The 16,217-nt window shown below is 46.2% G+C and carries 10 protein-coding genes and 1 pseudogene; all 11 read left to right on the top strand.

The genetic code is table 11. From position 1 onward, the window contains the following. The first annotated feature begins 283 nt into the window (after nt 1-283). Nucleotides 284-1,213, top strand: a complete 930-nt coding sequence (locus tag QFZ77_RS21940) for an ABC transporter permease (protein WP_307442669.1) — start codon at nt 284-286, stop codon at nt 1,211-1,213. 15 nt (nt 1,214-1,228) lie between these two features. Beyond that, nucleotides 1,229-2,101 carry a carbohydrate ABC transporter permease gene (locus QFZ77_RS21945; protein ID WP_307442670.1) on the top strand — a complete coding sequence of 291 codons (873 nt, stop codon included), beginning with the start codon at nt 1,229-1,231 and terminating at the stop codon, nt 2,099-2,101. A 111-nt stretch (nt 2,102-2,212) separates the two neighbouring features. After that, on the top strand, nt 2,213-3,871 hold the full coding sequence (locus QFZ77_RS21950; RefSeq protein WP_307442671.1) for an ABC transporter substrate-binding protein: 1,659 nt from the start codon (nt 2,213-2,215) through the stop codon (nt 3,869-3,871). A gap of 197 nt (nt 3,872-4,068) precedes the next feature. Then, the gene (locus QFZ77_RS21955; RefSeq protein WP_307442672.1) at nt 4,069-7,503 is read left to right on the top strand and encodes a glycoside hydrolase family 2 TIM barrel-domain containing protein; all 3,435 of its coding nucleotides are present in this window, start codon (nt 4,069-4,071) and stop codon (nt 7,501-7,503) included. A gap of 28 nt (nt 7,504-7,531) precedes the next feature. Continuing rightward, nucleotides 7,532-9,592 (top strand): alpha-glucuronidase family glycosyl hydrolase, encoded by a 2,061-nt coding sequence (locus QFZ77_RS21960; protein ID WP_307442674.1) that lies wholly within the window; start codon nt 7,532-7,534, stop codon nt 9,590-9,592. 97 nt (nt 9,593-9,689) lie between these two features. Beyond that, entirely contained in the window at nt 9,690-10,484 is a 795-nt protein-coding gene (locus tag QFZ77_RS21965; RefSeq protein ID WP_307442675.1) for a Nif3-like dinuclear metal center hexameric protein, read from the top strand. Between the two features lie 413 nt (nt 10,485-10,897). Continuing rightward, nucleotides 10,898-11,731, top strand: coding sequence for a helix-turn-helix transcriptional regulator (locus QFZ77_RS21970; RefSeq protein ID WP_307442676.1), 834 nt, complete (start codon nt 10,898-10,900; stop codon nt 11,729-11,731). Nucleotides 11,732-11,826: 95 nt separating this feature from the next. Continuing rightward, entirely contained in the window at nt 11,827-12,816 is a 990-nt protein-coding gene (locus QFZ77_RS21975) for a quinone oxidoreductase family protein (RefSeq protein WP_307442677.1), read from the top strand. Between the two features lie 1,811 nt (nt 12,817-14,627). After that, on the top strand, nt 14,628-15,203 hold the full coding sequence (locus QFZ77_RS21980) for an O-methyltransferase (protein ID WP_307442678.1): 576 nt from the start codon (nt 14,628-14,630) through the stop codon (nt 15,201-15,203). 476 nt (nt 15,204-15,679) lie between these two features. Next, a complete protein-coding gene (locus QFZ77_RS21985) occupies nt 15,680-15,886 on the top strand; it encodes a hypothetical protein (protein WP_307442679.1) in 207 nt (68 codons plus the stop codon). Nucleotides 15,887-15,943: 57 nt separating this feature from the next. Then, nucleotides 15,944-16,140 (top strand): annotated as a pseudogene (locus QFZ77_RS21990) (response regulator transcription factor); the annotation flags it as partial. Nucleotides 16,141-16,217: the final 77 nt, after the last annotated feature.

Below are 16,217 nucleotides of genomic sequence, written 5' to 3' on the forward strand. Positions count from 1 at the left end.
TTCTTGTATTCTTCTATGGCAAAAAAATAGGCTATTTTGTAAAATAATATTAAATAAATGGTGTCATGCTACAAATGAAACCCCACCAGTTTGCGATTGGAATATTTAATAATTACAGGTTTTTATGACTCGAATAAGACGGGGAACGGCAATTGAGGTTCAGCTTGTATGCGGTTTCTGAAAGCGTATACGAATCCAAACGGCTGGTGATGAAGCGCGATTGCGAAGATTTTTTTGGTGTGATTAGGGGACAATTTTCCAATAGAAAGTGGTAGGTGATTGTATGTCAGTTGCGAATAAGGCGGTTTTACAGACCCCTCTTCTGAGACACGTTAGGAAGGAGTGGAAGTTATATTCCTTTCTAATTATTCCCGTTATTTACTTTATCATTTTCAAGTACGTTCCTATGCTTGGTAATGTAATCGCTTTCCGTAAGTATAGAGGCGGAACTAACTTGTTCGGGACGGAATGGGTAGGATTATCTTACTTTACCATGTTCATGAAGGATCCCTCCTTTTGGAGAGCCTTCCGCAACGATTTGTATTTAAGTGTCTTGTATTTAGTCATTCGTTTCCCGCTCACTTTGATTTTTGCGCTGTTGCTGAATGAACTGCGGCGGATTCGCATCAAGAAATTCGTACAGACGGTATCGTATCTGCCTCACTTTATCTCCATGGTCATCGTCGCGGGCATGACCAAAGAATTGCTATCCATGACCGGGCCGATTAACACACTGCTCACCAATCTGGGTTTGGAGAAAATTGCATTCATATCCTTACCGCAATGGTTCCCGACGATTTATGTGACGTCCGGCATTTGGCAAGGGCTCGGTTGGGGCACCATTCTCTACTTGGCGGCGATGACCGGCATCAATACCGATTTGTACGAGTCGGCCAAAGTGGATGGGGCTAATCGGTTGCGGCTAGCATGGCACATTACGATTCCAGGTATTTTGCCGACGATCATGACGCTGCTCATTCTCGATATTGGCGGCATATTGGGAGCGAATTTTGAGAAAATCCTGCTCTTGTACAATCCATTAACCTATGAGTCGGCAGATGTTATCTCCACTTACGTCTACCGGATGGGGATCACCGGCGGGAACTTCAGTTATGCCACTGCAGTTGGTCTGTTCGAAGGCGTCATCGGTCTTATTCTGGTCACGTCGGCGAACTACATTTCCAAGAAAACAACGAATTCGAGCTTGTGGTAGAAAGGAGTAGTTCAGATGAAGGAGTCAGCGTCCTACCGTATGTTTCAGATTTTTAACGGATTCATCATGGCCCTTGTCGTCGTCATGACTTTGTATCCGTTCTTATATCTAGTCGCTCAGTCGTTCAGCTCGGAGGCTGCCGTATATGCAGGGAAGGTCACCGTATTCCCAGTTGACTTTACGGACCAAACGTACCGAGCCGTGCTAAGCAGACCTGAATTCTTCAAATATTATGGCAATACGATCCTGTATGCCATTGTAGGCACGGTGATATCAGTAGCGGCGACGGCCGTTATGTCTTACCCGTTGTCGAAGGATAGGTTGCGTCTTAATAAATTTTTTATCCCTTTCGTCTTGTTCACGATGTATTTTGGCGGCGGGCTTATCCCGAACTATATCTTGGTCGCAAAAACGCTGCACATGAGGGATACCATCTGGGCCATTATCATACCCGGCGCCATCAGCGCCTTCAATGTCATCCTAATGAAGACCTTCTTTGCAAGCTTACCGAACGAATTGGAAGAGGCGGCTAAGGTCGACGGCCTAGGCGTCTACCGCATCTTCCTAAGGATTACGCTTCCGCTCTCCAAACCGATCCTGGCAACGATGGTGTTGTTCAGCATGGTCTCCATCTGGAACAACTGGTTCGGCCCGTCTCTCTACCTGGAATCGAAGGATAAATGGCCGGTCGCCCTCTATTTGCGGCAGATCATCGACAGCGCGATTAATCCGACGGAAGCCGGACTTAGCAGCGATGCGACCGCTCAGATCGCGGCAACCATTAAATCCACTGCGATGGTGTTGACCTCTTTGCCGATTATTTGTCTCTATCCTTTCGTGCAGAAGTATTTTGTACAAGGTATGATGATTGGTTCCGTAAAAGGGTAAACGCGTTATGTTTGTTTCGGAAAGGCTGCAATCGCGGGTTGTTACTAATAGGCATCTATATGGCAGCGTTTCTGTTATATAAAATAAATACATTTGAAAGGGTGGCACTGAATGAAAAGATCTGCAAAAGCAGTAGGGATCGCATTGGCGGTTATGATGGCCGTCGGCATGACAGCATGTACGAATAGCGACACGAAAGAATCGTCCAGCAGCGCATCCCCAGGCACGAGCTCCGCAGCACCACAGAATTACACCTTTGGCGAAGGTCAAACGTTCCGTTCGAATGATCCTGTGAACTATTCGATTATGTTCAGCGATCAACCGACCTATCCGTATAAGAAGGAATGGCGGCTCTGGAGCGCGATCACAGAGAAAACGAACGTATCGTTTGACGTAAACGTAGTGGCTGCTACCGAATACGAGAACAAGAAGTCGCTCTTAGTCAACAGCGGCGACGCTCCCTTTATTATTCCCAAAACTTATGACGAATCCGCTTACGTAGCCGGAGGCCAAATTGTACCGATCAGCGATTGGGTGCAGTACATGCCGAACTATCAGAAGGCTGTAAAAGCTTGGGGAATGGAAAGAGACCTGCAGCAGAAGCTGAAATCGGACGGGAAATATTACGTGCTGCCAGGGCTGTGGGAATCGCCGGGCGCAGGATATTCCTACATGATTCGCAAGGACATTTTTGAAAAAGCGGGAGTCGACGTCAAAGGTCAGGAAGGCAAATGGACTTATGAAGACTTTTATCAAGCCCTCAAGAAAGTGAAAGAGTTTACCGGTGCGAAGTACGTAATGTCCGATGAATTCACCGGAAAATCGACGCTGAATATTACGGCAGCTCAATACGGCGTAACCGGCGGTTGGGGAGTTGCCAATGGCACGCGCTTCAACGAACAGACGAAACAGTTCGAATTCGCAAATTCGACCAATGAGTTCAAGGAATATGTGACGTTCTTAAATAAGCTGGTCAAAGAGGGGCTGCTCGATCCGGAGTCCTTCACCCAAGACGATAAAACCGCACAAGCCAAGTTCTATAAAGGCGATACTTATGTCATGAACGCCAACTACCAGATACTGGCCGATTCCAAGACCAAGATGCAGGTGCCGAATACCGATCTGTATATGATCGTTCAACCGGGCGGTCCGAAAGGGATGCTTCAAATCGAAACGTCCCGTCTCGAGAACGGAGTTATGATCAGCCAGAATGCGCTCAAGAAGCTCGGCAAGGACAATTTCATCAAAATGCTTCGCTTTGTTGACTGGCTGTGGTATTCGGACGAAGGCCAAACGCTCAGTTTGTGGGGCGTCGAAGGCGAGACCTATACGAAGGATGCGAGCGGCAACATCACGCTCAAACCGGATATCTCCTTTAACGGCATGAACCCGACAGCAACGAAAAAATTAAACGTCGACTTCGGCTTCGGCGGCGGCAACTTCGCGTACGGCGGTTCCACTAAACTGCGGATGTCCAAAATGACCGAAGGCGAGAAAGACTACCTCAGCCGCATTCAGACTCATCGTAAACCGAGAACGCTAGCTCCGCCAATCATGGGTACCCCGGACGAAAGCGAACAAATGAACCTGATCTCAAAGCCGCTGATGGATTATGTGGATACGATGACCCTGAAGTTCGTCACCGGCCAAGCTAATATTGCAAACGATTGGAATGCCTATGTGGCTCAGGTCGAAGCACTCGGCGCTTCCCGCTATAACAAAATGGCAAATGATATTTTTAACAAGACGAAGAGCAAGCTTGGATATTAATCATAACAAATAGTGCCCTTATAGGATCTGCGACAATAGACATTGTCGCAGATCCTGAATTTTAAAATATGAAAATTAATCGTGGCGTTAGCCCGAGTCATCTATATATGAAACAGCGATAAGGATCAAGTCTCTCTTAATGACTTATAAGTCATTTTATACATATTTCAGGATACCTTTGAGCGTGGGAGTAAACGATGAATAAGAAGACACTGTTTAATAGTGGATGGGAATTTGCCAAGAGCAGCCTGGATGTGACGGATGGCGCCGGTTTGACATTTGAGCCGGTAGATCTCCCTCATGATTGGCTGATCTACAATACATTAAATCTGTATGAAAATAGTATCGGCTGGTACAGGAAGAGATTTACATGTACCAAAGAAGCGGATCGGGAAATTCTAATAAGCTTCGATGGGGTCTATATGGACTCTTCCGTTTATGTGAATAAGCGATATATAGGAGAATGGAAGTATGGTTATTCTTCCTTCGAACACGAGATCACGGATGCGATCGTGGGAGGGGAAAATGAAATCGTGGTGAAGGTCGTCCACCAAAGTCCGAATAGCCGGTGGTATTCGGGGGCCGGTATCTACCGCAATGTGTGGCTAAAGACGAGAGCTCTCACTCACATTGTAACCGACGGAATCTATGCTGCTGTGAAAAGGGTCAACGATAGCTGGGAGGTAGAAGTTGAGACGGAATTGAGCCTTCATGAGGACGTCCGAATCTCGCATACGATCCTGTACAAGGGTGAAATTGCGGCGAGTGCGACAGATAAGATCGTTGCAGGCGGCTTTCTTCATCGACAGACGCTATCGATAGATCGTCCCCATTTATGGAGCACGGCTGAGCCGCATCTGTACCAGCTTGTCACCCAATTGCAGCGTGCTGCAGAGGATCGGGAAGTCATAGTCGTAGAGAGCATCACTCAGAATCTCGGGCTTCGTGAGATCAAACTTGACCCTCAGCTGGGCTTTTATTTGAACGGCACAAGAATGAAATTGAACGGGGTTTGCGAGCACCACGACTTAGGAGCGCTTGGAGCAGCCTTCCATAAAGAAGCACTGAGAAGAAGGCTTCGGATATTGAAAGAAATGGGCGTTAACGCCATTCGAACCGCTCACAATATGCCGGCGGCAGAACTTATGGATCTAGCGGATGAGATGGGGTTGCTGGTCGTCTCGGAAGCGTTCGATATGTGGGAAAGATCCAAAACCCCTTACGACTATGCGAGATTTTTTAAGGATTGGGCTAAGGCTGATGTGAAAAGCTGGGTCAAGCGGGATCGGAATCATCCGAGCCTGATGATGTGGAGCATCGGGAATGAGATTTACGACACTCATGCAGATGCTAGAGGGCAAGAAATCTCTCGAATGCTTATTGATGAAGTGCTGAAATACGATCCGAAGCAGAACGGCAGAGTGACCATCGGTTCCAATTATATGCCTTGGGAGAATGCGCAAAAATGTGCGGATATCGTGAAGGTTGCCGGCTACAACTACGCGGAGAAATATTACCATAAGCACCATGAGGAGCATCCCGATTGGATCATTTACGGCAGCGAGACGGCCTCTCTCGTTCAAAGCAGAGGCATCTATCGATTCCCGTTCGAGAAGTCCATTCTTGCCGATGACGACGAGCAGTGCTCGGCTCTAGGAAATAGTGCGACGAGCTGGGGAGCCAAGTCAGTCGAGGCCTGTATTATCGCGGAAAGAGAGGCGCCTTTCTCTCTAGGGCAATTCATATGGACCGGCTTCGACTATATTGGGGAACCGACGCCTTATCATACCAAGAACTCCTATCTCGGACAGATTGATACGGCTACATTCAAGAAAGATTCGTATTACATCTACCAATCGGCATGGATTGACTACAGGACGAATCCGATGGTCCATATTTTTCCCTATTGGGACTTTAATCCGGGCCAATTGATCGATGTTCGAGTGTGCTCGAATGCGCCGAAAATCGAATTGCAATTGGGTGGCGCTATCGTGGGAACTTTTGATATCAATCATGAGCATGGAACCCAGCTGGTTGGCTGGTGGAAGCTTCCTTATGAAGCAGGGGAATTGAAAGCAATAGCCTATGATGTAACGGGCCGTGTAATTGCGACGGATATAAGAAGGTCCTTTGGGGATGCGAAGAAGATTTGTCTGCTGCCGGATAAAGAGAGCCTGATGTCAGATGGTACGGACTTGATCTTCCTGGAAATCTACATGGAAGATTCGGATGGCAATCCGGTGGAGAATGCAAGCAATCGGGTTCGTGTCGAGGTGACTGGGGCAGGCCGTTTGCTTGGTTTGGATAATGGCGACAGTACGGACTATGATCCATATAAAGGGATTAGCAGAAGACTATTCAGCGGCAAACTTATGGCAATCATCGGGGCTGCCCTGGAGCCCGGTAAAATTCGGGTTATGGTTTCTTCCGTCGGTTTGGAGAGTCAGACGGTGGAATTTGATGTTCTTCCGGTAAGGGAAGAAACATCCTTAGATGGGGTTTCCGCCCATACCAAGAATCAAGAGTTGCCACCGGTCATGGGTACCGTAGACGAAATCCCATTACGCAAGATTGAAATCGTAAGCCCGTCCGGACAAATGTTCGACGAATCGAGAAAAGTGATGACGGTGCAAGCCTGCCTGTACCCCGCAGATACCTCCTATCAAGAGGTCGAGTGGATTGTAGTGAATGATGCGGGAATTGCCTCTAACCTTGCGAAAGTGGAAGCATTTGGTCATGAAGCGAGAATCACCGCGTGGGGCGATGGCGATTTCCGGCTTCGCTGTATGAGTAAGAACGGTACGAACAAGACGAAGCTCATCTCCCAGCTGGAATTTAAAGCAGCGGGACTAGGCACAGCTTACAAGGATCCTTATGGATTTATCTCTGCCGGCCTTTTTGATTACAGTAAAGGGGAAGTTGGAAACGGAAACGAGAGAGGCGTAGCTACAAGCCGGGATGGTGAAACTGAAGTCGGATTCCGTGATATTGATTTTGGTTCATATGGGTCCGATCTGATTACGATTCCGATTTTCGCCTTGTCCAGTGAAGAGTATTCCCTGCAAATTTGTGAAGGCATGCCGGATGAAGAGGACAGTGTACTCCTAGCGGATGTCATCTATCAGAAACCATCCAAGTGGAATGTGTATCAAGAAGAAACTTATCGGTTATCCAAGCGTCTTTACGGGATCACTTCCATTTGCTTCGTCCTTCAGAAGAAGGTGCATATCAAGGGTTTTTCGTTCCAAAAGCAGAACAGAGCCTTCGAGAAAAATTACGCCACGGAATGCGACCGCATTTATGGTGATACGTTTACTATCTCGGAAGCAAGCGTTGAAGGGATAGGAAATAATGTTTCCTTGGAATTCGACCACTTGGATTTTACAAGCCTAGGGGCAACGCAGCTTGTCGTCTATGGCCGATCGCTTCTTGATAAAAATACCATCCATATTCGTTTCTCTAATCTGGAAGGTGAGGGAAATCAACTCATCGAGTTTACACAGTCCGATGGTTACGAAGAGCGGGTATTTGAATTGGAAAAAATAACAGGCCTCCAAAAAGTAACCTTCCTATTTTTGCCGGGAAGCCATTTCGATTTCGGTTGGTTCCGATTTGAGAGGTCGTTTACCTGAATGAACATAAACTATCGGAGGTATCACGATGAGTCACATCACGAACGCATATGCCTGCTGGTTGCGCAATGCGCCGATAAAGGATGATAAGAGGGTAGAGGAATATCGGGAGTGGGCACGAGAGATCGCCGTGCCCGGACCTTTATCAGAGGTGCTTCAGACTGCGGTCGCGGAGTTAATGGATGGTCTCGATGCCATGCTTGGAGTGAGGCCCCTCCGTTCAACGGCTTCCAATGGGTGCGCCTGCATCCTGATCGGCGTTCGCGGGCAGTTACAGGATCTTGATGCAAAGTTAAGTTGGCAGGATGGATCCGAGGACAGTTACGTGATCAGAAACGTATCGATAGATGGACAATCAAGGCTTGTGGTTGCCGGCCATTCGGCTAAAGGAGCCTTGTATGCGGTTTTCCATCTACTGCGGCTGATGCAATGCGGCGAGAGTTTGGCTGATCTTGCGATAACGGAAACGCCTGCGAACGGATTACGGATGCTAAACCAATGGGATAATATGGACGGTTCGATTGAACGGGGCTATGCGGGAAAATCCATATTCTACCGAAATAATGAGATTGTTCGAGACATGTCCCGAATCCGTGATTATGCCCGCTTGCTGGCATCGGTGGGGATCAATGCCATTTCGATCAACAACGTGAACGTACACTCCGTAGAATCCTTGCTGATTACGGATAAGCTGCTACCGGATGTCGCCCGGGTCGCCGGCGTATTCCGGCGCTATGGAATCTCAACGTTCCTAAGCGTCAACTACGCCAGTCCGTTAGAGCTTGGAGGCCTGACCAGCGCAGACCCGCTTGACGAAAGCGTCAGACAGTGGTGGAAGGAGAAAGCTGAGGAGATTTACCGGGATATCCCGGACTTTGGCGGCTTCCTGGTAAAGGCAGATTCCGAGGGGCGACCCGGGCCGTTCACTTATGGGCGTGACCATGCCGATGGTGCGAATATGCTGGCAGAAGTGCTTCAGCCCTTCGGAGGTATCGTCATTTGGCGCTGCTTCGTATACAATTGTCAACAGGATTGGCGCGATAACAAGACCGACCGGGCGAGAGCGGCGTTCGATCATTTTACACCACTTGATGGAAAGTTTCGCGATAACGTCATTCTGCAGATTAAGAACGGACCCATGGATTTCCAGGTCCGTGAGCCGGTTTCTCCGCTTCTCGGAGCGATGTCAGCGACGAATCAGGTGCTGGAGCTGCAGATTACGCAAGAGTACACGGGCCAGCAGAGACATCTGTGCTACCTGATCCCCCAGTGGAAAGAGGTTCTCGATTTCGATACGTTTGCCCATGGGAGCGGAAGTACGGTTGCGAAAGCGGCAAGCGGCCAGTTGTTCGGGAGACGGCTTGGGGGCATTGCGGCGGTATCGAATATCGGAGACAACCCGAATTGGACCGGACACACGCTTGCACAAGCCAATTTATATGGCTTTGGAAGGCTTGCTTGGAATCCACAGCTAACAGCTGAGCAAATCACGTCAGAATGGATCTACATGACATTCGGTTCTGACCCCGATGTAGTACGCAGTGTATCGAAGATGCTTCTCGATTCGTTGAGAATCTATGAAAATTACACAGCTCCTCTTGGCGTAGGATGGATGGTCAATCCGGGTCACCATTATGGTCCGAACGTAGACGGTTACGAATATTCGAGATGGGGGACATACCATTTTGCCGACTGCCACGGCATCGGCGTAGATCGAACCGTCAAATCGGGAACAGGGTACACATCCCAATACTTTGCGCCGCGTTCGGAATGGTACGAGTCGAGGGAGTTATGTCCGGATGAACTGCTTCTCTTTTTCCATCATGTGCCCTATACGCACAAACTGAAGACGGGTAAGACGGTCATCCAGCACATCTACGATACCCACTTCGACGGCGTTCTTCAGGCGGAGGAATTGACCCAGATCTGGAGTTCGCTAGAGGGGAAAATAGATGCAGAGCGCTTCGAAGATGTGAGGAGCCGACTGCGAGAGCAAGCGGCACATTCGAAGGAGTGGCGCGACCAGATCAATACATACTTCTTCCGCAAATCGGGCATTCCTGACGAGTACGGCCGTATTATAAATTAATATATGGAAGACGGGATAAACAAGATGACGGGTCACCGGTGTCTGTCTACAGTCCCGTCTTTATTTTACTGATCAATTTAAATAAGGGATGGTTTGGATGACGATTACAATTGGACAGATTATTGATCGATTGTTAGAGCAGGCTCCAGTAAACGAGCCCACTGTGGATTCATTGAGAGTCGGATCGGCCCAAACGGAAGTAACGGGAATTGTCGTTGTTTTTATGGCCACGCAGGCTGTGATCGAGCAGGCTGCGGCTTTAGGAGCCAACTTGATCATTTCACACGAAGGGGCGTTTTACCGCCACCAGGAGGATATGAAAGGGGCGCAGGATGATCCGGTTATCAACGAAAAGCGTGAATTGCTTGATCGTACCGGAATCGCCATTTATCGTTATCACGATCATATTCACCGTTACAAAACGGACGGTATTATGATGGGGTTAATAAATGCACTGGGCTGGGCGCCCTACGTTGAAGAACATCTGCCCGCCGCAACAGTTGTGCAAATTCCTTGCATGACCCTTGAACGAACGGTGCAATACTTGAAGGAAAAGCTTCAAATACCATTCGTGCGCGTAGTGGGGGACATAGAGATGCCTTGCACCCGCATTGGACTATTGGCAGGCTACAGAGGGGGGGCATCCTTGGCACTCCCATTGCTGAAAGATTACAATCTTGACGTGGTTGTCGTCGGAGAAGGGCCGGAATGGGAAACGCCGGAATATATTCGCGACGCTGTTCATCAAGGCAAGAACAAGGCATTCATCGCATTGGGTCACGCGGAAAGCGAAGAGCCCGGCATGAAGGAATTGGCGGAACGATTGCGGGAACAGTTCCCCGGCCTTCCCGTTCATTTTATAAGGGAAAAGCCTTTATTTCATATTTTGTAGTCACGTAACCGGAGACCAAGAACTGCCAGTCCAATCCTTCAGCAAATACTGAAGGATTTTTTTGGAGTTTTCCAAGTATTTACAAACGAGGTGGACACGATACTCTGGAAAAAACCTGATCCAGTACAGCCTGGAATTGTAGCTTTGCCTAATTGAACCATCGAATGGCAAGCTATTTCATAAAAACCCTAAAATGGGGGCGTTAGTTCAGTGGGAGAATATTTCGCTGGCAGTGAATGGGTCGGCGGTTCAAATCCCCCACGCTCCACCATATCAACAAGCGAAACGACAGAGGTGTCGTTTTTTTATTAATATCTGTATAATTGAAACTGACACGTAGAGATTGTAGGTGGGAGTAATTCAAAATGCTCAAGCTGATAAATTGAATTGAACGCGAAGAAAGAGGTTGTGGAATGTCTTCAGAAAACCAAAAAATCAAGGTACTCGGAGACTTTTTAAAATCCCGTCGGGAACGGATCAAGCCTGATCATGTCAGCATTGTCGGTCGGTTTGGAACAAGAAGAACGCCGGGATTACGCAGAGAAGAGGTTGCTCATCTTGCGGGAGTCAGCATCACCTGGTATACCTGGCTGGAACAAGGCAGGGCCGTCACCGCCTCAAGAGAAGTGATCGAGAGCATCAGTAAAGCCTTGGAATTAACTTCCGATGAACATCTTCATTTGCTTCGTTTGGCAAATTATGGCGGAGACGGGGACTCTTACCCGAACGCTAAGGAAATAGATCCAGAGCTTCAGAACATTATCGACCAATTGAACTATCCGGCGATCATCGCAAACAATCGAACCGAAGTGTTGGCCTACAATCGAATGGCTTCTGAAATCATTGTGGACTTCGATGCGATACCCGTTGAGAAACGCGTGATGACACATTTGATATTTACCGATCCAAACCTGCGCAAGCAATTGGTGAATTGGAAGGAATTTGCTGATTTTACGTTAGGGGTATTTCGTATGTATTTTGACCAAAAGGCGGGCGATCTCTGGTATGAAGAATTCGTGCGGCGGATGTGCGAGGAAAGCGAGGAGTTTCTCACGTTATGGCGTTTGCATGATGTGCACCTAAAGAAAGCCATACATTACACGTTTGATCATCTCGTCGCAGGGCGATTATTCTTTCAATTGAACACCTTTTCTAATATTAACGGCAATGAAAACCTACACTGCTGTGTATTTACTCCCATTGCAGGTACCGACACTGAGCAAAAATTAGTACATATTCGCAAATAAGCCTGTTACTCTGGATACCTGTATAACTGCAAACAGGTTGCCTCCTTGGTCGTCGAATATAATAGACTTATTCTCAATCAAGGAGGTTACACAAATTGAAAGCTATCATAATTGATCGACCAGGAGGACCTGCAAATTTGCAGTTGCGAGAGAAACCAGATCTACAACCGGCCCCCGGTATGCTGACCATTGACGTTGCTTATGCTGGAGTAGGTTATTTCGAAGTGTTGCTTAGCCGTGGCGAATTCATTTCCGCTTTTCCGATGCCGCTTACTCCCGGTTTGGAAGTGTCGGGATATGTACGTGCCATCGGGGAAGGGGTAGAGGGCTTCTACGTTGGTCAACCCGTTGCCTCGATGACACTGCATGATCTTAACGGCTTTGCATCAATGGCGAATGTACGGCCAGAACTGACGGTTCCGTTAGATCAATTAGGAGCCGACCTCGACTTAGCGACAGCGGCAGCCTCTATTGTAAATCTGACAACCGCTTATCTGGCTATAAAAGATGTTTATAGAATGAGAACGGGTGACAGCATACTCGTTCATGCAGCGGTTGGCGGGCTGGGCAGTTTTCTGGGGCAAATGGCGAAACGTCTGGGAGCAGGCAAGGTATTGGGAACCGTCGGAAGCGCCGAGAAAGTAAAGCTGGCCGAATCCCTCGGATACGACGAATTATTTGTCCGATCCGATTTTGTGGAGCAAACCCTACGAGCAACCGAACAAAAAGGCGTTCATGCCGTCTTTGATCCTGTCGGAGGGAATATGCGCAAAAAAAGCTTAGAGGTGCTTCGTCCGTTAGGGAAACTGGTTGTAGTTGGAAACGCAAGCGGAGAAGAGGATGTTATACATTCTTATAATCAAATATGGTTTTCCAACAAACAGTTCGCAGGTTTTACATTAGGCGGATACAGCGACAGTAATCCTGTGGAGACTGGGAAAGCGGCGCGAGAAGCGTTAGGTATGCTGGCAAGAAAAGAAATACATGCGGAGATTCAAGGCGTGTATCCTCTGGAAAATGCCGCAGAAGCACTTGCACTTTTGGAAGAGAAGAACACGGTCGGAAAACTGGTCTTGCAAATATAAGCCTTCTGTCTACTATCAAGTAAAGCAATAAGAAAAGCCGCTCAGTTGCGGCTTTTTTCATTTTAACGATATATGTTATTATCAAAAACTATACGTATACAGTAAATCTAATATTAACTCAAAAAATAAAAGACGCCTTTCAAAATGCACTTGGCGCGAGTTGGTCAATGCAAACTAACGATCAAAATACAGTCACACCTACAGCACCTCCAAATAAATATTCTTGGTATGATTTTACTCCAATTAAATCAAATTCCTATGGCACCGTGGTTCAATGGGAATACAGTACGAATACCGTCTTTCAAGACGTAAATAGAGACTGGGTAGATTTATATATGACACGTATAGTGGGTGGCTTTCAAGACGGTATTTTTCAGCAAGTCGTATCTGACTATCCTCCGACTTATTAATAGTAGAAGAGAATCAGAGAACTTCCAAACGTTTTATCTGCCATAATTGCTTCAGGCGGAAGGTTTGAGGTATATACAGTGATTTGCGTGTTGATTGATGGGTTTTCATGATCATCCCTTTTGTGTTAAAATATTCCACATAGACTGAATTGAACCTTTGCTCTATTCAGTTTTTCTTGTTATAAGGATAGGGAATGTCGTATTGCCACTATAATCAAAAGGAGGGGATAACAATGTTTCCAACGATTTATGGGGATGATTGGCCAGAGAGAGGTTGGTGCTGAGATCTAGTCCAAAGATGGCTGTGATTTCTTTGACTAATTCACTAGAATAGAACTGCATGGACGGCAAACGGGAAACGATAAATCAATAAAACAGCGGTAGTCTAGGACTTTTCTCGTCCAAGGCTGCCGCTGTTTCTTTTATTGGGGTTAGTCTAAAACTTATTTTACGAAGGTGCCGATTTGTAATTCTAAAACCACGCGTGGGATCAGCAGCTCCAGTTTAAAACTTTATTTTCAAATTCAAGTAACTAAGATATTTATTGATTGTTAAACTAACGGAAACGTTAGTTTAACTTCATCTAGCTGTGATTACTAAAACCGGATTCCCTTGTAAATATAGAGGTTGATCCGGTTTATTCATGCAATGAATTGTTTGGCGTACGAATTTTTCCGTTTCGTGAGCTCTCTGGTACAGGTAATCGAGGATATTAGCGCCGCAACGCACATCGTATCGCATTTGGACGGATATCCGAACATTCGTCAATGGAGTGGTTATGCGTTCACTCTTTTGGGTGAACGCTTATTATTTTAAGGATGGAGGAGGAGACTATGTGAACGAACGAATATTCTTAGGTGTTTATTTAAGGACATGTGGACACCGGAAGGTAGCTCGTGCGATTAAACTAACGTGCAGGATAATGGAAAAAACCTGAAGAAATTATAGATGGGTGGAATAAAATCCTGTGGGGTGTTTGTGTTGAACGAAAATGAAAAATGGCATCCGCATTTAGGAGCATATGGGATTTGCTTTTATGAAGAGAAGCTATTAGTCATCCGAAAGGTTAGCACAATACTGAATGAACTTTCAAAAGCTGGCTTTTATATAGATCAAGTACATGAAGAATCTAGAGTTCCTGATAGAGACGACTTCGGGAACTAAGAAGATTTTTTAGGGATGAGGAATCAGGCAATACACTTGCATTGCTTTAAGGCAGACCCTCAAAGGCCAAGGTGGTGGGGCGTCGGTTAGCAACGCTAACGAGAAACGAGAGCTTAATAGACAACAAGAGGGGGCAGTAATGCAATGCACAATAAGTAAGGAGGAAACCATTGGTTTGATAAAGAAGTACAATTATACTAGTCATAAAAAATGATACACACGAGGCGGTGTTATTAAATGTTACTACAAAACGTTAGGAAGCCTGAATTAAGTGAAATTATTGCAATTGATGCTGAAGCAATGGGGTTTAAAATGTCGTGCGATTTAGAAACGGCTTCTTTATTAAGGACTCTAGCCGGTTCGTGTAAAAATGCGGCGTTACTAGAACTAGGTACTGGAGCGGGCATCTCGACAAGTTGGATATTAGATGGTATGGATCGCGTATCATCTGTATTGACTGTTGAACTTGATGAAGCTGTCCAAAGTATAGCCAAGAAACATTTAAGCTCAGATAAAAGAGTACAATTTTTCACAATGGATGGAGCAGATTTTATAAAAGAATTAGGAGATCAAAAGTTTGATTTTATTTTTGCCGATACTTGGCCTGGGAAGTTTTATTTTCTAGATGAAACTTTAGATTTACTAAAGTCGGGGGGGATTTATATCATTGATGATTTATTACCGATCCCATCCTGGCCTGAAGAGCATGTAAAAAAAGTGGAAGACTTGATCAGTTACTTAGACAACAGAGAAGATTTAGTTATAACTAAGTTAAATTGGTCAACCGGATTAATTATCGCTACAAAGAAGTGAGCAGACAGATGATATTCAACTAACGGAAACGATAGGTAAATACTGAATAAGGAGATTAACAAGGTTGAGAGCAAGTTTAATTCTAAACAAAAAAGACAGCAAGAACGCGAACTTCTTGATGAATATCACAAATTGGTAACTGAACAACCCTTGGAGCCATTGTATCAATCGTTTTTGGAATGGAAACAAGGGACATTGCCATATTTCGAACTTCTGAGCAAATCCACTTATTCCATAAAAAGAATCAGGAGATATATAAGGACTTTGAGTACACAGGTTCTAAAGAACTCGTTCTCCTTGCTAAAATGAAATTGGGCCGATTAACTGAAGAGGATATTTTAGAAAATTAATGGCTTTTGGATCGATGGGGTTATGAGGACAATAACAAATTCTAAAACTATAACTTCATCCAGATTCAGGCCTTGCGCTATATGGTCCATAAAGATCCGGTTCAAGCGGAGGGGACTCTCGATGGGATGTTGGCCGAAGCCCGGCAAGGACTTCACGATATTCGCTCTTCCGTGTATGACCTTGCCGACGATCGATCGAAATCCGAGATCATCCCCTTGAAAGCATTGCTTTCCCGGATGGAAACCTCAGCCTCCATTCGATATACGTTTCGAGACGATTTAGACGGCGCACAAGACGTATATAAAACAAGCCTGGCTGCAAATGCGCTTTAAAAAGTGATCGCCTCCGGCCTCATTGTTCCTGAAAAGGGGAAAGAATCGCATTTATTTAAGCCTTTGACGGGTCGGGAGCAGGAAATTCTGCAAGAAATGGCCTATGGACTGCGTAAAATGACCAGATAGCCCAAAAACTGTTCATTACCGAGGGAACCGTAAAGTCGCATGTCCACCGGATCCTGCAAAAGTTTGAATGCGAAGATCGAACGCAAGTTGTTGTAGCAGCGCTTCGTAACGGAATGGTGAATTGAAAAGCCGGTTGCCGGTGATCGATATAGTTGATAAGGTTCTGTTAAATTTCACCGTTAGAGTGATACGGAGAACCGTA

Origin of the sequence: Paenibacillus sp. V4I3 (genome assembly GCF_030817215.1) — a bacterium.
Lineage (GTDB): Bacteria > Bacillota > Bacilli > Paenibacillales > NBRC-103111 > Paenibacillus_E.